General features: G+C 65.6%; 19 protein-coding genes. 6 read left to right on the top strand and 13 right to left on the bottom strand.

Features of this window, described 5'->3' with window-relative positions; all coding sequences use genetic code 11:
- Window position 1 precedes the first annotated feature (1 nt).
- On the top strand, window positions 2-1,384 hold the full coding sequence (gene der, locus ACE10Z_RS26945) for a ribosome biogenesis GTPase Der (RefSeq protein ID WP_375783464.1): 1,383 nt from the start codon (window positions 2-4) through the stop codon (window positions 1,382-1,384).
- Window positions 1,381-2,625: a TCR/Tet family MFS transporter gene (locus ACE10Z_RS26940; protein ID WP_375783463.1), complete on the top strand. Its 1,245-nt coding sequence runs from the start codon at window positions 1,381-1,383 to the stop codon at window positions 2,623-2,625. Before der ends, ACE10Z_RS26940 begins: the two co-directional genes overlap by 4 nt.
- 4 nt (window positions 2,626-2,629) lie before the next feature.
- On the opposite strand, the gene ACE10Z_RS26935 is transcribed toward ACE10Z_RS26940, so the two are convergent.
- The gene (locus tag ACE10Z_RS26935) at window positions 2,630-3,022 is read right to left on the bottom strand and encodes a YybH family protein (protein ID WP_375783462.1); all 393 of its coding nucleotides are present in this window, start codon (window positions 3,020-3,022) and stop codon (window positions 2,630-2,632) included.
- A 205-nt stretch (window positions 3,023-3,227) separates the two neighbouring features.
- Between ACE10Z_RS26935 and ACE10Z_RS26930 the strand changes: the two genes are divergently transcribed.
- The 4 genes from ACE10Z_RS26930 (at window position 3,228) to ACE10Z_RS26915 (ending at window position 6,020) form a co-directional block, all read left to right on the top strand.
- Window positions 3,228-3,521 (top strand): hypothetical protein, encoded by a 294-nt coding sequence (locus tag ACE10Z_RS26930; protein WP_375783461.1) that lies wholly within the window; start codon window positions 3,228-3,230, stop codon window positions 3,519-3,521.
- 158 nt (window positions 3,522-3,679) lie between these two features.
- Window positions 3,680-4,348, top strand: a complete 669-nt coding sequence (locus ACE10Z_RS26925; protein ID WP_375783460.1) for a TetR/AcrR family transcriptional regulator — start codon at window positions 3,680-3,682, stop codon at window positions 4,346-4,348.
- Window positions 4,349-4,739: 391 nt separating this feature from the next.
- Window positions 4,740-5,402 (top strand): DUF3313 domain-containing protein, encoded by a 663-nt coding sequence (locus ACE10Z_RS26920; protein WP_375783459.1) that lies wholly within the window; start codon window positions 4,740-4,742, stop codon window positions 5,400-5,402.
- A 51-nt stretch (window positions 5,403-5,453) separates the two neighbouring features.
- Window positions 5,454-6,020 (top strand): DUF2147 domain-containing protein, encoded by a 567-nt coding sequence (locus tag ACE10Z_RS26915; protein ID WP_375783458.1) that lies wholly within the window; start codon window positions 5,454-5,456, stop codon window positions 6,018-6,020.
- 137 nt (window positions 6,021-6,157) lie between these two features.
- Here the strand turns inward: ACE10Z_RS26915 and ACE10Z_RS26910 are convergent, their stop codons facing one another.
- The 12 genes from ACE10Z_RS26910 to alr all read right to left on the bottom strand — a co-directional run bounded on the left by ACE10Z_RS26910 (window position 6,158) and on the right by alr (window position 19,336).
- Window positions 6,158-7,393, bottom strand: coding sequence for an ABC transporter substrate-binding protein (locus tag ACE10Z_RS26910; protein ID WP_375783457.1), 1,236 nt, complete (start codon window positions 7,391-7,393; stop codon window positions 6,158-6,160).
- Window positions 7,394-7,544: 151 nt separating this feature from the next.
- Complete coding sequence (locus tag ACE10Z_RS26905; protein ID WP_375783456.1) at window positions 7,545-8,681, bottom strand: hypothetical protein; 1,137 nt, start codon at window positions 8,679-8,681, stop codon at window positions 7,545-7,547.
- Window positions 8,682-8,874: 193 nt separating this feature from the next.
- Window positions 8,875-9,615, bottom strand: a complete 741-nt coding sequence (locus ACE10Z_RS26900; RefSeq protein WP_375783455.1) for an SDR family NAD(P)-dependent oxidoreductase — start codon at window positions 9,613-9,615, stop codon at window positions 8,875-8,877.
- A 178-nt stretch (window positions 9,616-9,793) separates the two neighbouring features.
- Entirely contained in the window at window positions 9,794-11,371 is a 1,578-nt protein-coding gene (gene purF / locus ACE10Z_RS26895; protein WP_375783454.1) for an amidophosphoribosyltransferase, read from the bottom strand.
- 26 nt (window positions 11,372-11,397) lie between these two features.
- Complete coding sequence (locus ACE10Z_RS26890; protein ID WP_050406454.1) at window positions 11,398-12,033, bottom strand: CvpA family protein; 636 nt, start codon at window positions 12,031-12,033, stop codon at window positions 11,398-11,400.
- A gap of 170 nt (window positions 12,034-12,203) precedes the next feature.
- Window positions 12,204-13,685, bottom strand: a complete 1,482-nt coding sequence (gene radA, locus ACE10Z_RS26885; protein ID WP_375783453.1) for a DNA repair protein RadA — start codon at window positions 13,683-13,685, stop codon at window positions 12,204-12,206.
- Window positions 13,686-13,781: 96 nt separating this feature from the next.
- Entirely contained in the window at window positions 13,782-14,396 is a 615-nt protein-coding gene (locus ACE10Z_RS26880; RefSeq protein WP_375783452.1) for a hypothetical protein, read from the bottom strand.
- Window positions 14,397-14,555: 159 nt separating this feature from the next.
- The gene (locus ACE10Z_RS26875) at window positions 14,556-14,843 is read right to left on the bottom strand and encodes a hypothetical protein (RefSeq protein WP_375783451.1); all 288 of its coding nucleotides are present in this window, start codon (window positions 14,841-14,843) and stop codon (window positions 14,556-14,558) included.
- Window positions 14,844-15,203: 360 nt separating this feature from the next.
- Window positions 15,204-15,929, bottom strand: a complete 726-nt coding sequence (locus ACE10Z_RS26870; protein ID WP_375783450.1) for a sulfite exporter TauE/SafE family protein — start codon at window positions 15,927-15,929, stop codon at window positions 15,204-15,206.
- A gap of 128 nt (window positions 15,930-16,057) precedes the next feature.
- Window positions 16,058-16,861 carry an outer membrane protein gene (locus ACE10Z_RS26865; RefSeq protein ID WP_375783449.1) on the bottom strand — a complete coding sequence of 268 codons (804 nt, stop codon included), beginning with the start codon at window positions 16,859-16,861 and terminating at the stop codon, window positions 16,058-16,060.
- Between the two features lie 357 nt (window positions 16,862-17,218).
- Window positions 17,219-17,989 (bottom strand): exodeoxyribonuclease III, encoded by a 771-nt coding sequence (locus tag ACE10Z_RS26860; RefSeq protein WP_375783448.1) that lies wholly within the window; start codon window positions 17,987-17,989, stop codon window positions 17,219-17,221.
- A 24-nt stretch (window positions 17,990-18,013) separates the two neighbouring features.
- A complete protein-coding gene (gene alr, locus ACE10Z_RS26855) occupies window positions 18,014-19,336 on the bottom strand; it encodes an alanine racemase (RefSeq protein ID WP_375783447.1) in 1,323 nt (440 codons plus the stop codon).
- Window positions 19,337-19,358: the final 22 nt, after the last annotated feature.

Genomic DNA, 19,358 nt, shown 5'->3' with positions numbered 1-19,358 from the left:
CATGTCTTTTACCATCGCCATTATCGGCCGGCCCAATGTCGGAAAGTCGACGCTGTTCAACCGGCTGGTCGGCCAGAAGCTCGCGCTGGTCGACGACGAGCCCGGCGTGACCCGCGACCGCCGCGAGGGGCAGGCCCGGCTCTACGATCTCGACTTCACCATCATCGATACCGCGGGGCTTGATGAAGGCGCCAAGGGCTCGCTGACGGCGCGGATGCAGGAGCAGACCGAAACCGCGATCGAGCTCGCCGACGCCCTGATGTTCGTGATCGACGCCCGCGTCGGCCTGACGCCGACCGATCGCGCCTTCGCCGACTTCGCCCGCAAGGCCAACAAGCCGGTGGTGCTGGTCGCCAACAAGGCCGAAGGCAAGCATGGCGAGATCGGCGCGATGGAATCCTACGCGCTCGGCCTCGGCGATCCCGTGCAGATCTCGGCCGAGCACGGCGAGGGCATGGGTGACCTCCACGAGGCGCTGAGCGCGCTGGTGCCCGCGACATCGGACGAAGACGACGAGGGCGAGGACGACGAGGACATTTCGGAGGAAGAGGCCGCGCAGCGCCCGATCCGCGTTGCCATCGTCGGCCGGCCCAACGCCGGCAAGTCGACGCTGATCAACCATCTGCTCGGCGAGGAGCGGTTGCTGACCAGCCCCGAGGCCGGCACCACGCGCGATTCCATCGCGGTCGAGATCACCTGGCAGGGCCGCCAGTTCCGCGTGTTCGACACAGCCGGCCTGCGCCGCCGCTCGCGGATCGAGGAGAAGCTGGAAAAGCTCTCGGTCGCCGACGCGTTGCGCGCGGTGCGCTTTGCCGAAGTCGTCGTGATGATGATGGACGCGCAGAACAAGTTCGAGGAGCAGGATCTGCGCATCGCCGACCTGATCGAGCGCGAGGGCCGCGCCATCGTGCTCGCGGTCAACAAATGGGACCTCGTCGAGCGCAAGCCCAACCAGATCTCGCAGCTGCGCATTGATGCCGACCACTGGCTGCCGCAGGTCAAGGGCGCGCCGATCGTTGCCGTCTCCGGCCTGATCGGCGAGGGCATCGACCGCCTGATGACGGCGATCCAGGAGGCCTATGCGGTCTGGAACCGGCGCTTGCCGACTGCCGCGCTCAATCGCTGGTTCGAGCAGGCGATCCAGGCCAGCCCGCCGCCGGCCGTCTCGGGCCGCCGGCTGAAGCTGAACTACATCACGCAAGTGAAGGCGCGCCCGCCGAGCTTCGTGCTGTTCTGCTCGCGTGCCGACGCGATCCCGAGATCCTATCTGCGCTACCTCACCAACTCGCTGCGCGAGACCTTCGATCTGCCGGGGACGCCGATCCGGATCACGCTGCGCGAGAAGGCCAATCCGTTCGCCCACAAGCGCAAACGGCCGTCGTGAGCGGAGAGGCGGCGAGCGGCAGAACCGAGGCACCACAGGCTCGCGGTGCCGCCGTCATCTTCATCTTCGTCACCATCCTGCTCGATACGCTCGCGCTCGGCGTGGTGATCCCGATCCTGCCGAAGCTGATCGAGAGTTTCGTCAACAACGACACCGCGAACGCTGCGCGCATCTTCGGACTGTTCGGCACGATCTGGGCGTTGATGCAGTTCTTCTGCTCGCCGATCCTGGGCGCGTTGTCCGATCGCTTCGGCCGCCGGCCTGTGGTGTTGTTGTCGAACTTCGGGCTTGCCGCCGACTATGTCGTGATGGCGCTCGCCCCGACGCTCGGCTGGCTGTTCATCGGCCGGATGATTTCGGGCATCACCTCGGCAAGCATCTCAACCGCGTTCGCTTACATCACGGACGTGACCGCGCCGGAGCGGCGTGCCGCGGTGTTCGGCAAGATCGGCGTCGCCTTCGGTGCGGGCTTCATCCTCGGGCCGGCACTGGGCGGTTTGCTCGGCCAGGTCGATCCGCGGCTGCCGTTCTGGGTCGCGGCCGGCCTCAGCCTTGCCAACGGCCTCTATGGCCTGCTGATCCTGCCGGAGTCGCTGCCCGCGGCGCGTCGTTCGCCGTTCCGCTGGCGGAGCGCCAATCCTCTCGGCGCATTGCACTTGCTGCGCTCGAACCGCGTGCTCGCCGGGCTGTCGCTGACGACTTTCTTCGCCCAGCTTGCCCATGTCGTGCTGCCTTCCGTCTTCGTGCTCTATGCGAGCTATCGTTACGGCTGGAACACCGGCACCGTCGGCGCAACGCTGGCGCTGGTCGGCGTCTGCGCCATGATCGTGCAGGGCGCGGCGATCGGCCCGATCGTCAAGCGCCTTGGCGAGCGCAAGACGCTATTCCTCGGGCTCGGCTTTGGCGCGGCCGGCTTCTTCATCTTCGGTGCGGCACCGACCGGGCCGGCGTTCTGGATCGGCATTCCCGTGATGGCGTTGTGGGGCGTCGCGGGCGCCGCGACGCAGGCACTGACCACGCAGCTCGTGGCGCCGGATCAGCAGGGCCAGCTGCAGGGCGCGACATCAAGCGTGCAGAGCGTCTCGCAGCTGATCGGCCCGTTCCTGTTTACGCTGACCTTCGCCTATTTCATCGGCGACAACGTGCCGATCAAGATGCCCGGCGCGCCGTTCTATCTGGCAGGCGCGCTGCTGCTGCTCGCGCTCGCCATCGCCTGGCGCGCAACGGCGAAGAGAGCGTAGCGTTCTAATCCGTCGCCGGCACCGAATGATGTTCATGCGCGATCCGCCAGCTGCCGTCGATCTTGCGCAGTCCGATCGTCAGGCGGAACTGGAACGTGGCGTCGGGCGGTCCGCACCGCATCACGGCGACGGCGAAGGCGACGTCATCGCCGGCCGTGATCGCGAGGTCCTCGATATCGAAGGCGTAGGACGGGCGTTGGCAGCCGAAGAACAGATCCCAGGTCTTCCTGTACGCATCAAGTCCGCGTGACTGGAAAGGCGGCGGCACGTCGAACATCACGATGTCCTGATCGTGATGGGCGAGAACGCCCGCATAGTCGTGTCTGCGGACGGCGTGCGCCCAGGCTTCGATGAGTGTTCTGATCTCGGTTTCTGCCGTTTGGCTCTGCTGTGTCATCGCTCGCGCGCTCCGAGTGCTGGCTGATCGATGCTTCGAGGACGAACGCGAGGGCACCGATCCGACACGCCGATGGGTCCGGGTCGGACTTTGCGGATTGCGTCATTTTGCCTATTTACAAACCATCCGGTTGGTTTGTACAAAGCTGGCGCTGGATGAAGATGCGTGCCTCGTTCCCGGAGGCCGCCTCGGCAGGAGGAGCATGGTGGACGACGAGGCCGTTGATATCTGCGATGAGTTGACCCGCTTCAGCGACGCGCAGGCGGCGCTGCTGACGTCGCGCGGCCTGGTTTATCTCACCGACCTGAAGCTCGATGGCAACAGGCACGGCACGATCGTCGCTGCCAGTTATGCCGACGCGGAATCTGTCGCCCGCCGGCGTGGCCGGGGAGAGAGGGTCATCGGCCGAATGGCTCACGGCTTCCTTCACAGCCTGCGTCGCCGCGTGCTGCAAAAGGTGCGCGGCACCGGGAGCTGGTGCGCGCGAGCGACCGGGTAGCGCGATGATTGATTCCTCGAAGTGATGTGTGACCCGGAGCCGGCATTGGCTTTCCGGGACGTCGTTTGCGCTGCCAGGCGAGCTCCGATCCAGCGCTTGAGATTGACTGATGCCGCTGAGATACTGTGATCTCACGCGACTCCTTCCTGAGTAAATCCATGGATAATCCTTCCCGCTCGGAACGTTCCCGCAACGCCGCACTCGACGCCGCGATCACCATCGTGACGCGCGATGGTCCGGGACGCCTGACGCTGGACGCGATTGCGCGCGAGAGCGGTCTCAGCAAGGGCGGCGTGATGCATCAGTTCCGCACCAAGGAAGCGGTGCTGCGCGCCTTGCTCGAGCAACAGATGGCGCATTTCGAGGAGTTCTCGACCCGCTACCTCGAAACGGCACGCGAGACGACGGATCAGCCGGAACTGGCGGCGCAGATCGCGACGCTGCGGGAAGCGATCTCGACCCCGCGGGCCGGGGCGTTCGCACTGCTGGCTGCGATGAACGAGAATCCCGAATTGATGGCGATGCCGCGCGATGTCGACATCAAGAAGATCGCGCTGATGAAGGCCGAGGCGCGCGATCCGGATCTCGCGCTGCTGCGCTGGGCGGCGGCGCGGGGGTTGCTGCTGAGCTCGTTGTTCGGCCTGTCGTCGCTGACCGACGCCGAGCGCGATCGCCTGTTCGAGCGATTGCTCGACGACAGCAAGTGGTCTGCGATCGAGCAGGGCGCGACGGCGGCCGCAAAGCCATCGAAGGCGACGGCGACACGCGCGGCATCGCCACGGCCTGTCGGCGCACGGGCCGCAAAGCCGGCGCGCAAGCGCGGCTGAATCTCCGGCGCTGGGCGAAAGCGCAACGCCGCCCAAGCGGAATATGAATCGCTCGGCGGCGTTGGGTCGGCACCGGGCCCCTGAAATCCCCCGGCAATTGGTGCGGTAGCACGAGAGATATCGTGGGTTTGTGACAGCGCGAGACCGTCTTGGCAGGGCGGCCTCGCGAGCTTTCCACACGCTTTGACTGCCGCATTTTTCCGACGCGTTTCCCGCGATTGCAACTTTACAAACCAACTGGTCGGTTTTATAGTTCGTCGCACTGAGGCAAGATCTGACGGCGCCGCGACGGCGAGCCAGATCGGCAGTGACGGCCGCAGCCGCACTTCAGCCCCGGACGCGGCTGCGGCCGAGCTGCTCTTCCGCTTTAGGGTCGGATGAGGAGATTGGAATGGAGAGCTCGATCGCCGCGCGCGGTCTGGGAGCGATGGCGCTTTGCGTCCTCGCCGGAGGATGTGCCGCCGTCACGCCGGTGGCTTATTCGGAGGTGGCATCAACGGCCTACATGACGCCTGATACGTCCGACTCGTCGGGGCGTGTGCCGTATCGCTATGCGCCGCCGGTCGACTGGCGGAGCTACAACAAGGTGATGCTCGATCCGGTCGTGATCTATCGCGGCGCCGATCATCAGTTCGGCAACATGTCCGAGAAGGACAAGGAGACGCTCGCCGCCTACATGCAGACCCGCTTCGCCGACAAGCTGCGCGGCCGCTTCACGCTGGTGAATACGCGCGGGCCGAACACGTTTCGCGTTCGGCTGACGTTGACCGGCGCGGTCGCCAATACGCCGGTGCTCGGCACGCTGTCGCGCTTCGACATGGCCGGTGCGATCTATAACGGCGTGCAGGCCGCGCGTGACGGCGAGGGCACGATGACCGGCTCGGTGATCTATGCCGTCGAGATGTTCGACAGCTCGACCGCGCGCCTGCTCGGCGCCTACGTCAGCAAGCAATATCCCAACGCCTACGACATCAAGGCCAGCGTCGGCGATCTCGCCGCCGCCACCGCCGGCATCGACAAGGGTGCCGACGCCTTCATGGCGCAACTGAAGTGAGGCGCGCGTCGCGCGTCCCGAAATCATCCCGTCAATGAAAGGTCCCGGACAATGAACTTTCTGGTTCGCATGTTTCTGCGCAGCCTCGTCGCCGCCTTGCTGATGAGCTCGACCGGCCGCGCCGAGACGATCGCGCCGGCCGATCCGAGCGGCACCTGGCTGACCGAAGACGGGCGCGCGCGCATCCGCCTCGAGCATTGCGGCACGACGCGCGACCGCATCTGCGGCTTCATCGTGTGGATGAAGGATCCGCTCGATCCACGCGGCCAGCCGTTCCGCGACAGCTTCAACCCCGATCCCGACAAGCGAACGCGCGCGCTGCTCGGCCACCAGCTGATCCTGGGATTGAAACTGTCGCCAGAGGGCCGGTTCGACGGCGACATCTACAATGCCGAGGACGGCAAGTCCTATTCGGTTTCGCTGTGGCGCGATGCGTCCGACCGGCTGAAGCTCAAGGGGTGTCTGCTCAAGCTGCTGTGCCAGACCCAGACCTGGACGCAGACCTTGGACGTTCAGCCCGGACAGCTCGTCGGCCTGACCGGCGACGCCGGCGGCCCGCGTGCCGACCGGGAATGGGCATCGTTGCCGGCACCGGCGCGGAAGTCGGCAGCGAAGTGAAGGAGAGTAGGGCGGGTTAGTCGACCACGTCCGCCGTAGCTCAACGAGCGAAGGCGGAAGGCGTAACCCGCCGACTTCGTGCCGCGAAGCAAGAGGGTGGGTTACGCTTCGCTAACCCACCCTACGCAGCTACGCAGTCACTTCTTCACCAGCGGACAATCGCTGGCCTCGAGCGGCTTGGCGGCGTCTTCCGGCGAGATGGTGGCGATCAGCTTGTAATAGTCCCAGGGGTATTTGGACTCTTCCGGCTTCTTCACCTCGAACAGATAGGCCGGGATGATGCGGCGGCCGTCGATCCGTAAGGGACCCTTGCCGAACAGCGGATCGTCGGTCGGGATCTCCTTCATCTTGGCGACGACCTTGGCGCCGTCATGCGGATTGCCGCCCATCGCGTCGAGCGCCTTCAGGTAATGCAGCACGCCGGCATAGACGCCGGCCACCGTCATCGAGGGCATCGCGTTCTTCGGCGAGACCTTCTGGAAGCGCTTCGACCAGGCGCGGGTCTGGTCGTTCATGTCCCAATAGAACGACTCGGTGAAGGTGAGGCCCTGGGCGATCTTCAAGCCCAGCGCGTGCACGTCGTTGACGAACAGCAACAGCGCCGCGAGCTTCTGTCCGCCCGCGGTGATGCCGAATTCGGAGGCCTGTTTGATCGCGTTGGTGGTGTCGCCGCCGGCATTGGCAAGGCCGATGATCTTGGCCTTGGAGGCCTGCGCCTGCAGCAGGAACGAGGAGAAGTCCGCGGTGTTGAGCGGGTGCTTGACGCCGCCGAGCACCTTGCCGCCGTTCGCGGTGACGACCGCCGAGGTGTCGCGCTCCAGCGCGTGGCCGAAGGCGTAGTCGGCGGTGAGGAAGAACCAGGTGTCGCCGCCCGCCTTGGTCAGCGCCTTGCCGGTGCCGTTGGCGAGCATGTAGGTGTCGAACGTGTAGGAGATCGTGTTGGCGTTGCAGGCCTTGCCGGTCAGATCGGCAGTCGCCGCGCCCGAGTTGAGCACGATCGAGTTCTTTTCCTTGGCGAGGTTGCTCACCGCCAGCGCGACACCGGAGTTCGGCGTATCGGTGATGATGTCGACCTTCTCGTTGTCGATCCAGTTGCGCGCGACGTTGACGCCGACGTCAGGCTTGTTCTGATGGTCGCCGCTGACCACCTCGATCTTCCAGCCCTTGGCGCGCAGGCCGGAATCTTCCACCGCCATGTTGGCCGCGGCCACCGAATTGGGGCCGCCGATGTCGGCATAGAGGCCGGACATGTCGTTGAGCACGCCGATCTTGACGTTCTTGTCTTGTTTTTCTTGGGCAAAGGCTGGCGTTGCAAGGCCGAGTGCGGCGCAAGCGAGAAGCACGGCCTGGCGCCGTGCGAGCGTCGTCGTCATGAGACATTCCCTCCACTGTCAATTTTTCCGGACGGCCCTCTTGCGGAGCCTTGTGCCGGTCGTTCGGGTTCCCGCTTACCCTTTCCTTTGGCGAGCGGCAATCCGCATAAAGCCGGATGAACTGCGTCGAAGCGTCATCCTGCCGTCATGTCTACTTGAGCGCATCCGAGGTCAGCTTGAATTTCTGGATCCGCTTGCCCTCGACCTCGCCGGTGTAGACGTTGCCCTTCTGGTCCACCGCCATGACGTGGAGCAGGGCGAACTGTCCGGCATTGCGGCCGCTATGGCCGAAGGTGCCGACCACGCTGCCGTCGTCGCGCTTCAGCACGCGGATCTCGTTGTTGGCGCCGTCGGCGTTGAGCAGATAGGTCTGCTTCGGATCGGGCCATAGCGCGAGATCGAACACCGCGCCGTCGCCGCGGGTGTTCTTCTCGTAGAACCATTCCCTGACGAAGGTGCCGTTCTTCTGGAACACCTGGATGCGGTCCTGGCTGCGGTCGCAGACATAGACCAGCCCGTCATTGGCGATCTTGATGCAATGCACGGGATTGCCGAACTGCTCCTGCACCGCGGCGCTTGGATCATAAGGCGGCTGCTTGTCGTCGGTGGGGAGCTTGCCGTAGCCGCCCCAGTGCCGCTTGTAGGCCAGCGTGGTGGCGTCGAACACGATGACGCGGCGGTTGCCATAGCCGTCGGCGATGTAGAGTTCGTTGGCATCCTTGTCGATCGCCATCTCGGCGGGGCGGCCGAGCTGGGTGGTGTCGTTGCTGTTGGTGCGGGCTGCGATCTTGCCGATCTGGCCGAGATACTTGCCGTCGAGCGTGAACTTCAGGATCGCGCTGTCGTCATCGGCATTGCCGCCGATCCAGACGAAGCCGCGCTCGTCGACCTCGATGCCGTGCTCGCGGCCGACCCATTGATAGCCGTCGCCGGGGCCGCCCCAGGCTCGCAGCAGATTGCCGTCGACATCGAATTCGAGCACCGGCGGCGCCGCCACGCAGCATTTCGCGCGCGGCGGGGTGAGGCTCGCCGCCTTCTCGCCATCGGTCAGCGAGCGCGGGCGATGCACCACCCAGATATGTCCCTGCCAGTCGACGGTGATGCCGCCGACCTGGCCGATGATCCAGTTGTTCGGCAGCTGCTTGGGCCACGACGCATCGACCGCGAAGGTCGGAACGTCATCGGCCCTGGCAGGCGTTGGTTGAGCGAAAAAGGCTGCTGATGCGATGCCGGCGGAGAGAAACAATCCGGACAGAATGGAGCGCGCGCGATTGAACGTCGGCGTCATGATGCCTCCCGAGATTTTTCTTGGCGGGGCGTCCCGCTTGAGGAGGGCAGTCAATCGCGGGGAGCGGAACGAGTCAATCGCAAGGAGGTGCGTAGCCCGGATGGAGCGAAGCGAAATCCGGGGCCGGTTTCGCCGCGTAGAGATATCCCGGATTGCGCTTCGCTCCATCCGGGCTACGGGAGAGAGAACGAATCTACACCGGCGGCTGGAAGCTCCGCAGCGTGCGCGCCTTGTAGTCGTAGAGCTTGCCGGTTTCGGTCCACGCGGGCGAGCACATCGGCACCACGAACTCGGCGGCCATGTCGGGCGTATCCAGTGTCATCGGGTCTTCGCCGGGAAACACCTGCGCGCGCATCCGGGTGCGGATCGGGCCGGGGCTGAAGAGATTGACGCGCAGCGCCGTGTTGGCGGTCTCGTTGGCCCAGGAGCGCACCAGCGCATCGAGGGCGGCCTTCGAGGCGGCATAGGGGCCGAGATAGGCGTTGGCCTTGTGCGCCACGCCTGACGTGACGAACACCGCGCGGCCGGCGTCCGACTGGCGCAGCAGCGGGTCCATGCAGCGGATCAGCTGGAAGTTGGCGGTGACGTTGATCGCGAACACGTCGTTCCACGGCTTCAGCTCGATATGGCCGAGCGGCGAGGACGGGCCCGCGGTGCCGGCGTTGCCGACCAGGATGTCGAGCTTGCCGTGGCGCTCATGCAGCGCGAGCCCGAGCCGCGCGATCCCGTCGTAATCGGTGAGCGAGAGCGGCACCAGCGTGGCGCTGCCGCCGTCCTTGCGGATCTCGTCGTCGAGCTCTTCCAGCCCTCCTTGCGTGCGCGCCACCGCGACGACGTGCGCGCCGGCCTTGGCCAGCGCGACCGATGTCGCATAGCCGATCCCGCGCGAGGCGCCGGTGACGAGGGCAATACGGGAGGCGAGGGGTTTTGTCATGGAAGGGACTCTAACAAATCGTCGTCCCTGCGAAAGCAGGGACCCATACGCCGTGACGGCGATAATGGAAGAAAGTGTTCGTGTCTAATACTGCCCCTGCCTCATAGGCTGGTGGTTATGCGTCCCTGCTCCGGAGCGCAATCGCGCCCTAGGCAGGGACGACACCGTGGATGGGGCGTCAGCTCGCCTCGGCCAACAGCGAAAGCTGCCGCGGCGGGGCCTCGGTTTCGCTCTGGTCGGTGAGGTGGGTCGGATAGGCGCCGGTGAAGCAGTGGTCGGCGAATCTCGGATTGGCCGGGTCGCGCCCTTCATAGCCCATCGCGCGGTACATGCCGTCGATCGACAGGAAGGCGAGCGAGTCGGCGCCGATGATGTCGCGCATCTCCTCGAGCGAATGGGTCGCGGCGAGCAGGCCGCCGCGGTCCGGCAGGTCGATGCCGTAATAGTCGGGATAGAGGATCGGCGGCGAGGCGAGGCGGAAATGCACCTCGCGGGCGCCGGCATCGCGCATCATGCGCACGATCTTCTTCGAAGTGGTGCCACGCACCAGCGAGTCGTCGATCAGGATGATGCGCTTGCCTTCGATCGCGGCGCGGTTCGCCGAATGCTTCATGCGCACGCCGAGCTCGCGCACGGTCTGGGTCGGCTGGATGAAGGTGCGGCCGACATAGTGGTTGCGGATGATGCCGAGTTCGAACGGCACGCCGGAATACTGGCTGTAGCCGACCGCGGCGGGCACGCCGGAATCCGGCACCGGCACCACGACATCGACCTCGGGATGGCTCTCGCGCGCGAGCTGGGCGCCGAACGCCTTGCGCACGTCGTACACCGAGCGGCCGCCGACGATCGAATCCGGCCGCGCGAAATAGATGTACTCGAAGATGCAGGGCCGCGCCGGCTTCGGCGGGAACGGCTTGTGGCTGTGCGCGCCGCGCTCGTCGAACACGATGATCTCGCCGGGCTCGATGTCGCGGACGTATTTCGCGCCGATCATGTCGAGCGCGCAGGTCTCGGAGGTCAGGATCGGATGGCCGTCGAGATCGCCGAGCACCAAGGGCCGGATGCCGAGCGGATCGCGGGCGCCGACCAGCTTCTTGTTGGTCAGCGCGACCAGCGCATAGGCGCCCTCGATGGTGCGCAGCGCCTCGATGAAACGGTCGATGAAGTGGGTGCGCTTCGACTGTGCGACGAGATGCAGGATCACCTCGGTGTCGGTGGTCGACTGCATCATGGCGCCGCCCTTGACCAGTTCGCGGCGCAGGGTGAGGCCGTTGGTCAGGTTGCCGTTGTGGCCGACCGCAAAGCCGCCGGCACTGAGCTCGGCGAACAGCGGCTGCACGTTGCGCAGGATGGTGCCGCCGGTGGTGGAGTAGCGGACATGGCCGACCGCGGCGTTGCCGGGCAGGCGATCGATCACCTCGCGGCGGGAGAAGGCATCGCCGACCAGGCCGAGGCGGCGTTCACTGTGGAAGCGGCCGCCGTCGAAGGAGACGATGCCGGCGGCCTCCTGGCCGCGGTGTTGCAGGGCGTGCAGGCCGAGCGCGGTGATCGCGGCGGCCTCGGGGTGGCCGAAGACACCGAACACGCCGCATTCCTCGCGGAGCGTGTCGCCATCGAGATCGGGATGGTATCTGGGATCGTCGTCCCGGTGGTCCTGTCGGAGATGGTCTTGTCTAAGATGGTCCTGCATTTCGATCGGGCCGAGGTCGAGATCCATTTGGGCGGCGTGATCGGAAGGGGTTTGCATCTCGTTCATCGCCTCTCGTAAGGGGCCCAAATAAGTTATCGGCCCGCGGGTTTCTCGATCAGCTTTTTCAAGCTGTCACGCGCAGGTTTGCTATAGCCATCGCCCGACGCCGGCGTTGCCTGATCGTTGGTATCAGCCGCAGAATCGTCGTCCGGCTTATTCTTCTTGAACTTCTTTAAGATGGTGTTCTCGGGGTCGTCAGGCAAGAGCGCCATCAGCCAATCCCCGGTTCCCTGCAACACCACCCGGGACTTCGCGCCGGTCACCCAATCGGGCCGCTGCTTGTCCGGAACCAGCCAGGTGAAGAACATGAACGCCACGACCACGATCAGGAGGCCGCGGGCGAGGCCGAACAGGAAGCCGAGGGTGCGGTCGAGCGCGCCGATCCGGGAATCCAGGATCATGTCCGAGATCCGCACCGTGATGATCGAGACCACGATCAACGTGCCGATGAAGACGCCGGCCACCACGACGACGGCCGCGACCGTGTCGTTGTTGAAGTAAGTTTTGGCGGTCGGCAGCAGCTTCGAGAAAGCATACAGCGTGACCAGCGCGGCAGCGCCCCAGGCCGCGATCGACAGGATCTCGCGCATGAAGCCGCGCACCATTGCAAGCAGGCCCGAGATCAGCATCACGCCGAGCAGGACGAGATCAAGTATCGTTATGGGCATCGGCTGGTCAGGTCCGCTGGTACGTTTGGGTCCGCTGTTAAGGGCTCGCGAATCGGCAAAGTCGGTGCCGTCCTAACTGAGGCGCATCGGGGGCATTCGGCAAGGCCGCAACACCACCAGTCCCGCGCGGCGGATGTATAGCGGCGGGGGGCTGATACGTCACGCCTGCTTTAGCTGGTCTCGCGACGGAATCGGGCCGGTGTGGCATTTTTCTCAGCCGGATCAGCACCCCTGGAGCCGCCCTGGTCGTCCCGTGGCGCAGCGCGGCCACCTCGGGGCGTACCGCGCGCCGCAATTTCGGCGACCAGCGTGGTCAGATTACCGACGCTGTTCAGCGCCAGCCCGCTATCTCCGCCACCATCGCCGCGGGCCGATTCGGGCAGGATGGCGCGGCCGAAGCCGAGCTTGAGGGCCTCTTTCAGCCGGGCCGGGGTCTGCGCCACCGGGCGGATCGCGCCGGACAGCGAAATTTCGCCGAAATAGACCGCATCCGTCGGCAACGGCGCATTCACCAGCGAGGAGACCAGCGCGGCCGCCGCGGCGAGGTCCGCGGCCGGCTCCTGGATGCGCAGGCCGCCCGCGACATTGAGATAGACGTCATGTCCGGACAATTTGACGCCGCAATGCGCCTCCAGCACCGCCAGCACCATCGACAGCCGGCTCGGGTCCCAGCCGACCACGGCGCGGCGCGGGGTGCCAAGCGAGGTCGGCGCCACCAGCGCCTGCAACTCGACCAGCACCGGGCGGGTGCCCTCGATGCCGGCGAACACCGCCGTGCCGGGACTGCCGAGCTCGCGTTCGGAGAGGAACAATTCCGAGGGGTTGGTGACCTCGCGCAGGCCGAGGCCGGTCATCTCGAACACGCCGATCTCGTCGGTCGCGCCGAATCGGTTCTTCGCCGAGCGCAGGATGCGGAACTGCTGCGAGCCTTCGCCCTCGAACGACAGCACCGCATCGACCATGTGCTCGACCACGCGGGGGCCGGCGATCTGGCCGTCCTTGGTCACATGCCCGACCAGGATGATCGTTGCCCCTGTCTTCTTGGCGAAGCGAATGAGGGCCTGCGCCGAGGCGCGGACCTGGGTCACCGTGCCGGGCGCGGATTCGACCGTGTCGGTCCACATGGTCTGGATCGAATCGATCACGATCAGCCGCGGCACCGCGCCTTCCGACAGCGTCGAGACGATGTCCTCGACCGAGGTTTCGGAGGCGAGCTGCACCGGCGCGTCCGCGAGCCCGAGCCGCTCGGCGCGCAGCCGCACCTGCGCGACCGCCTCTTCGCCCGAGATGTAGACCGCGCGATGGCCTGCGCGCGCCATCATGGAGGTTGCCTGGGTCAGCAGCGTCGATTTTCCGATGCCGGGATCGCCGCCCACCAGGAGCACCGAGCCGCGGACGAAGCCGCCGCCGGTAACGCGGTCGAGCTCGGCCATGCCCGACGACAGCCGCGGCGCGTCCTGGGTCTTGCCGGAGAGCGATTCCAGCGCGAACGTCCGCCCCTTGCGCTTGCTGCGGATCGAGACCGGCACCGAGCCCGTGGTATCTTCCTCGGCCAGCGTGTTCCACTCGCCGCAGGAATCGCACTTGCCCTGCCAGCGATTATACGCCGCGCCGCAGTTCTGGCAGACGAAGGAGAGAGTGGATTTGGCCATGGAGCAGGTGAGTCGCGCTATCGCCCACGATGCATAGCACGGTTCGGCCGGCGCGCACGATCCATCGAAGATGGAGCACCTGATGGGACGACGGGCTCAGCGAGAGAAGACCCGCGTTCCGGCCGGCCATCGCGGCTTGTCCCCGACCGGGCTTGCGCCGACCTCCCATCCGACGCCGCCCCAGAGCACGTCGACGGCGCCAAGCTCGCCTGCGATATCGCGAACATAAAACACGTTCGGCTTGGCGTTGATCTCGAGCGGGCCGCCATTGCCGTTGGGCTGCTGCTGCAACCTGCACCAGACGTCGGCCAACCGGCTCTCGTGGCTCGGACCCAGTTTGGCCAGGATCTCCCTATCGCTCGAGGCTGCGCTCAGAACGTAGGTCTGCAACGATGCGCCGCCGGTCTCGTCCTCGACCTTGTTCGTGAAGCGTTGCGCGAAGGTCGCACCCAGCCAGGAGATTTTCACCGGCGCGCTCGAGGCGATGTTCTCCTTGAAATGGTCCCGTGCGACGAATTTTTCTGGGCGAGGGATCGCCGAGGTCGACGACGGATCGGACGGTTCCTCAGCTTTTGGTTGCAGGGAACACGCGACGCGGTCAACGGCGGCAGCCGAACCCGGTTGGTTCGGTTTCGCATCGTCGGCGGCGACGCTCACGGCTTGTGTTGCGAGAAAGAAGGCCAATGACAGCGTAAGGCTTAACTGGCGCATCTTGTTGTTGTCCCTGAATCCGCTGTGTTCGCGGAGACAAGGTAAACCGCATCTTGCAGATGTAAATTAAAGATCGGGTTTCTGGTTAAGGATAAAAAGTAAGTTCAACTACAACGCGAATTTGAATCAAATGCGTGGCTGCTCGATCGCCGGCCGCGTTCAAGCGCGGATGTCTCGTCCCGACAGCAGCAGCGGCGAACTCTCGTGCGGAGCCAAGCCCGTCGGCAAAGCCCGGCAGCATCGTGCCTGCGCCCGCAGCGGATCGGTCCAGCTCCAGCGAACGCGCCAGGACGGATTGTTCGCGTAGGCTGGAATGCGCCAGACCCAGATCGTCTCGTAGACGCTGTCCCCGAGATGCTCGACATCGGGTTTTGCGGTCGGCCACAAGGCCGCGCCGGCAACAGCGAACATGACGGCCGCCGCAGTCGTGATCATCATCTTGCGCATCGCGCGTCTGCCTTCCTACCTGCTGCGGGTTCTGACAACCCGCTATTCCCAATGCTTCGACTTGCGATCCCGAATCCGTCAGGTCGACATCAGCCGTTGAGGTGTGCGCTCGATAGCCCACCACGTGTCGCCTGACTCTCGGGATTCGCATCCGGGTCGTCGATCAATCCCGTGATGCCTGCTGGAGCAAAGTTCTTTTCCGCAAACGATCGAGTGTACGTAATGCAGTTGTCATAAGCGCAGAGGCCGGATGGAGGCAATCCGGGTAACACCGGGAGGTGAGCGCGCAGCAAGGCTCATTCGGAGTACACACCGCCAAGTGTGCGCGGAACCCCGTAGAATTACGACACGCCTGCGATTCTACGACGTCATTGCCGACCACAGCAGCGACACCCCCGCCGCCAGCATGATGCCGTCCATGATCAGGCGGAACGACTCCGGCTTCAGCTGCAGCACGAAGCGTTTGGCGATGAAGGCGCCGGCCATCAGCGAGGCGCCGGCGATCAGGCCCTTCAGCGCGATGTCGGGTGTCAGCGCGCCGAACCGCTCGAACGTCACCGACTTGCTGACATAGAGCCCGAGCGAGCTTGCCGCTTCGGTGGCGAGGAACGCGCCCTTGCTGAGGCCGTAAAACAAAAACAGCGGCACGCTGAGCGGACCGGTCGAGGCCACGATGCCGGTGAGATAGCCGATCAGCGCGCCGCCGATCATCAGATGCCAGAGATTGGCTTTCAGTTTGTGCTGCGCCAGCCAGTGCCGCACCGGCACCATCGCGATCAGGAACACGCCGATCGCGAGATCGACCGCGCGCGAGGGCAAAGCGAGCAAGGTGCGCGCGCCGAGCGCTGCGGCCGGAATCCCCGTGACCGAGTAGGCCGCGCAGGCGCGCCAGTCGACCTCGCGCCACCAGGCCAGGATGCGCGACAGATTGGCCATCACGGCTGCGACCGCCATGATCGGCACCGCCTGTTTCGGTCCGTACTGATAGACCAGCACCGGCATCAGCATGATCGACGAGCCGGTGCCGACGATGCCCGAGATGGTGCCGGCGACCAGGCCGACGATGAGGACGAACAGGAAGCCCACGCGCACTCCGGGACGTGATCCCGAGCCACGCCGTATGCGTGTCTCGAAAGCGAAAGGCTCAGTGTGACCTCACGGTTCGAGACGGCGCAAGGGCGCCTTGAACCAGGGACGCGTCGTCGCGCGCAGCGTCAATACTTCGCGACGACCGGGCCGCCGAAGCGGTAGTTGACGCGCACCGTCACCATGTCGACGTCCTGACGGATGCGTTCGTCATGGTTGAGCTGGGCGATGAAAACGGGATCGTAGGTCATGTGAACATTGTTGGTTCCCATGAACAGATGGTCGTATTCGAGCGCCAGCGACCAGTTGTGTGCGATCGCATATTCGGTGCCGGCGCCGATCGCGCCACCCCAGCGCGTCTCGCTGCTGCGGTCGGCGATGAATCCGACCGGTACGCCCGGTCCGAATGCCGGCGTGATGAAGCTCTCGTAGCGATCGCGCACGACGGCCGCTCCGCCCTTTGCGTACAGCAGGAAGGCGCCCCAGGAATAGCCGACCTGTCCGGTGAACAGGCCGATCGCATCGATCTTCGAGCGGTTGGCGAACCCTGCGAACAACGGGGCGATGGACGGGTTCGAACCGGAAAGGTCGGCCCAATTGCCCTGCGCTTCGACGCCGAACACCCAGGCCGCCTGCTGCCAGCGATAACCGATCTGGCCGCCGGCGGTCGCGCCGCTCGCGGTGTGGCAACCTTCCGGCCCGGTGAAATTCACGACGCCGAGCGTCGGATTGGTGATGGTGAAGGGCACGATGTCCCAGCACTTCCGGCTCCAGCCGCCGCCGCCATTGGCGCCGACATAGAATCCGCTCCAGTCAGTCGTGGCGGCGACGATCGGGGGCGCCTTGGTGTATGGGCGGGCGGCGAGGTCGGCAGCGGACGCGCTTGCAATGCCGAGCATGAGCATGGATGCGGCGACGAAATACGTCTTCATGGGGAGCCCCAATGCATGAATCAAATCGATGTCAGGCTACTCGATTTGCACCACCTCCGGCTGTACCCGGTCCGCCACATCCGGCCGCATTCGCTTGTACCGCAGGCTCCCGTGGCGCGAGAATGCGGATGTTTGACTCGCACGCCGTGCAACAGATTCGACGTCGTCCTGGCGAAAGCCAGGACCCATTACCCCAAATCTCAATTGTTGCACGACGCCGGGGCCACGATCCCGTTCATCACCGAATGCGGTGGTTAGGGGCCTGACTTTCGCCAGGACGACGGTGGTGCATGCGGCATCATTCGATCCGGGTCGCGACCACCTGTGCTGATTGTTAAGAGGTGTGAGACCGGCCCATCACTTCAACACCACCCACGCCGGCGCATGATCGCTGGCGCCTTCCTCGCCACGAACGTTCCGATCTACGCCGGCCTTCAGAAGCCGCGCCGCCACGTCGGGGCTGAGCAGCAGATGATCGAGCCGGAGACCTGCATCGCGCGGCCAGCGCTGGCGCTTGTAGTCCCAGAAGGTGAACATCTGACGATCCGGATGCAGCGTGCGGAGCGCATCGCACCAGCCTTGGTCGACCAGCGCCTTGAACGCAGCGCGGCTCTTCGGCTGGATCAGCGCATCCTTGTCCCAGGAGCGGGTCGGATAGATGTCGAGAGGCGTCGGCGCGACATTGTAGTCGCCGGCCAGCACCACGGGGACCTGCTGCTTGAGCAGCTTGGCGGCATGGGCGCGCAGCCGCTTGAACCAGGCGAGCTTGTAGTCGAATTTCGGGCCGGGCTGCGGATTGCCGTTCGGAAGGTAAAGGCTGGTGACGACGATGCCGCGCACCGCGGCCTCGATGTAGCGTGCCTCGTGATCGCCGGCGTCGCCGGGCAGGGCGGTGCGGATCAAGACCGGCTCGGCCTTGCGCGCGAGGATGGCGACGCCGTTCCAGGTCTTCTGTCCCTGCCACACCGCGCCGTAGCCGGCCTTCTCGAGCGCGGCCGCCGGAAACTCGGCGTCGCTCGCCTTCAGCTCCTGCAGGCTGACGACGTCGGGCCTGGCCGATTTCAGCCAGCGCAGCAGGTTGGGGAGCCGGCGGTTGATGTTGTTGATGTTGAAGGTCGCGATCTTCATGCGCAATCGCGAACCTCGATCGCGTCAGGTGGACGGTGCCGTGGGCGCGGCGGCAGGCAATGGTGGCGGCGCAGGCGCTGCCGTTGGCAAAGCAGGAGGCGCTGCTTGCGCCGCGGCCGGCTCGCTCTTCTCGGTGACGGCCTCGCTGTTCTCGGCGGCCGCATCGCTGCTCGTGGCGACGGCATCGCCGCCCTTGTAGATGCGCACGAAGCGGCGGCCGAGGCTGGTCAGCACCTCGTAGCCGATGGTGCCGAAATGATGCGCGACCTCGTCGACCGTGATGCCTTCGCCGATCAGCGTCACCATGTGGCCGCGCCGCACGGCGTTCTTGTCGAGGTCGGTGACGTCGACCGCGATCAGATCCATCGAGACGCGGCCGGCGATCGGGCAACGCTTGCCGGCGACCACGACCTCGGCGCCGCGGGTGCCGTCATTGGCGCTGGCGGCGCGGAAATAGCCGTCGGCATAGCCCGCGGAGACGATCGCAAGCCGGGTCGGCCGGCGCGCGGTCCAGGTACCGCCATAGCCGACGGTCTCGCCGCGATCGATGTTACGGATCTGCACGATGCGCGCCTTGAGATCGACCACCTGCCGCATCGGGTTGTCGGCCTCCGGCGTCGGGTTGACGCCATAGAGCGCGCAGCCTGGCCGCACCATCTCGAACTGGAATTGGGCGCCGAGGAACACGCCGGATGAGTTCGCGAGCGAGGCCGGCACGCCGGCGAACAGGCTCGCGATCTCGCGGAAGCTCGCCAGCTGCCTGGCGTTGGCAGGGCTGTTGAGCAGTTCGGCGGAGGCGAGGTGGCTCATGACCAGCGTGATGCCGTGATCGCCGGCGTTGATCCGCGGGATGATGCCCTGGGCTTCGCTGACCGTCAGCCCGAGCCGGTTCATGCCGGTATCGATATGGATGGCGGCGCCGCCGGACCAGCCGGAGCGGCGGCAGAACACGTCCCATTCGGCGAGCTCGTTGAGATCGCCGATGACAGGCTTGCAGTCGATCCTGGCGTAGGCGTCGCCGGTCTGCTGGAAGAAGCCGCCGAGCGCATACACGGTCGCCTCCGGAACGGCTGCGCGCACCACGGCAGCCTCCTCGACGGTGGCGACGAAGAAGGTCTTGCAGCCGGCCTTGGCCAGCGCCCGCGACACCTGCTCGGCGCCGCAGCCATAAGCGTTGGCCTTGACCACGGCGGCGCATTCCGCCGGCACCGCGGTCTTCTCGAGCTTGCGCCAGTTGGCGATGATGGCGTCGAGGTCGACGGTAAGGATGCCGGTGGCGGTCGGATGGGCCGCCAGCAGTCTGGCTTCGGGCGTCAGCTGCGATTTCGCGTTGGTCACGATGTTCATGGCTCAGTTGTACAAGCGGGGA

Origin of the sequence: Bradyrhizobium sp. Pha-3 (assembly GCF_042258615.1) — a bacterium.
In the GTDB taxonomy this organism is placed as follows: Bacteria; Pseudomonadota; Alphaproteobacteria; order Rhizobiales; family Xanthobacteraceae; genus Bradyrhizobium.
Note: the sequence above shows the minus strand (reverse complement) of the source record. Positions and strands in the feature narration are given on the sequence as shown.

Coding starts and splice junctions, on each gene's coding strand:
- ACE10Z_RS26915 (WP_375783458.1), top strand. CDS start 5,454: ATGAACTTTCTGGTTCGCATGTTTCTGCGCAGCCTCGTCGCCGCCTTG.
- alr (WP_375783447.1), bottom strand. CDS start 19,336: ATGAACATCGTGACCAACGCGAAATCGCAGCTGACGCCCGAAGCCAGA.
- ACE10Z_RS26905 (WP_375783456.1), bottom strand. CDS start 8,681: ATGACGCCGACGTTCAATCGCGCGCGCTCCATTCTGTCCGGATTGTTT.
- ACE10Z_RS26900 (WP_375783455.1), bottom strand. CDS start 9,615: ATGACAAAACCCCTCGCCTCCCGTATTGCCCTCGTCACCGGCGCCTCG.
- ACE10Z_RS26875 (WP_375783451.1), bottom strand. CDS start 14,843: ATGCGCAAGATGATGATCACGACTGCGGCGGCCGTCATGTTCGCTGTT.
- ACE10Z_RS26865 (WP_375783449.1), bottom strand. CDS start 16,861: ATGAAGACGTATTTCGTCGCCGCATCCATGCTCATGCTCGGCATTGCA.
- ACE10Z_RS26910 (WP_375783457.1), bottom strand. CDS start 7,393: ATGACGACGACGCTCGCACGGCGCCAGGCCGTGCTTCTCGCTTGCGCC.
- ACE10Z_RS26935 (WP_375783462.1), bottom strand. CDS start 3,022: ATGACACAGCAGAGCCAAACGGCAGAAACCGAGATCAGAACACTCATC.
- radA (WP_375783453.1), bottom strand. CDS start 13,685: ATGGCCAAATCCACTCTCTCCTTCGTCTGCCAGAACTGCGGCGCGGCG.
- ACE10Z_RS26920 (WP_375783459.1), top strand. CDS start 4,740: ATGGAGAGCTCGATCGCCGCGCGCGGTCTGGGAGCGATGGCGCTTTGC.
- ACE10Z_RS26890 (WP_050406454.1), bottom strand. CDS start 12,033: ATGCCCATAACGATACTTGATCTCGTCCTGCTCGGCGTGATGCTGATC.
- der (WP_375783464.1), top strand. CDS start 2: ATGTCTTTTACCATCGCCATTATCGGCCGGCCCAATGTCGGAAAGTCG.
- ACE10Z_RS26880 (WP_375783452.1), bottom strand. CDS start 14,396: ATGCGCCAGTTAAGCCTTACGCTGTCATTGGCCTTCTTTCTCGCAACA.
- purF (WP_375783454.1), bottom strand. CDS start 11,371: ATGAACGAGATGCAAACCCCTTCCGATCACGCCGCCCAAATGGATCTC.
- ACE10Z_RS26925 (WP_375783460.1), top strand. CDS start 3,680: ATGGATAATCCTTCCCGCTCGGAACGTTCCCGCAACGCCGCACTCGAC.
- ACE10Z_RS26860 (WP_375783448.1), bottom strand. CDS start 17,989: ATGAAGATCGCGACCTTCAACATCAACAACATCAACCGCCGGCTCCCC.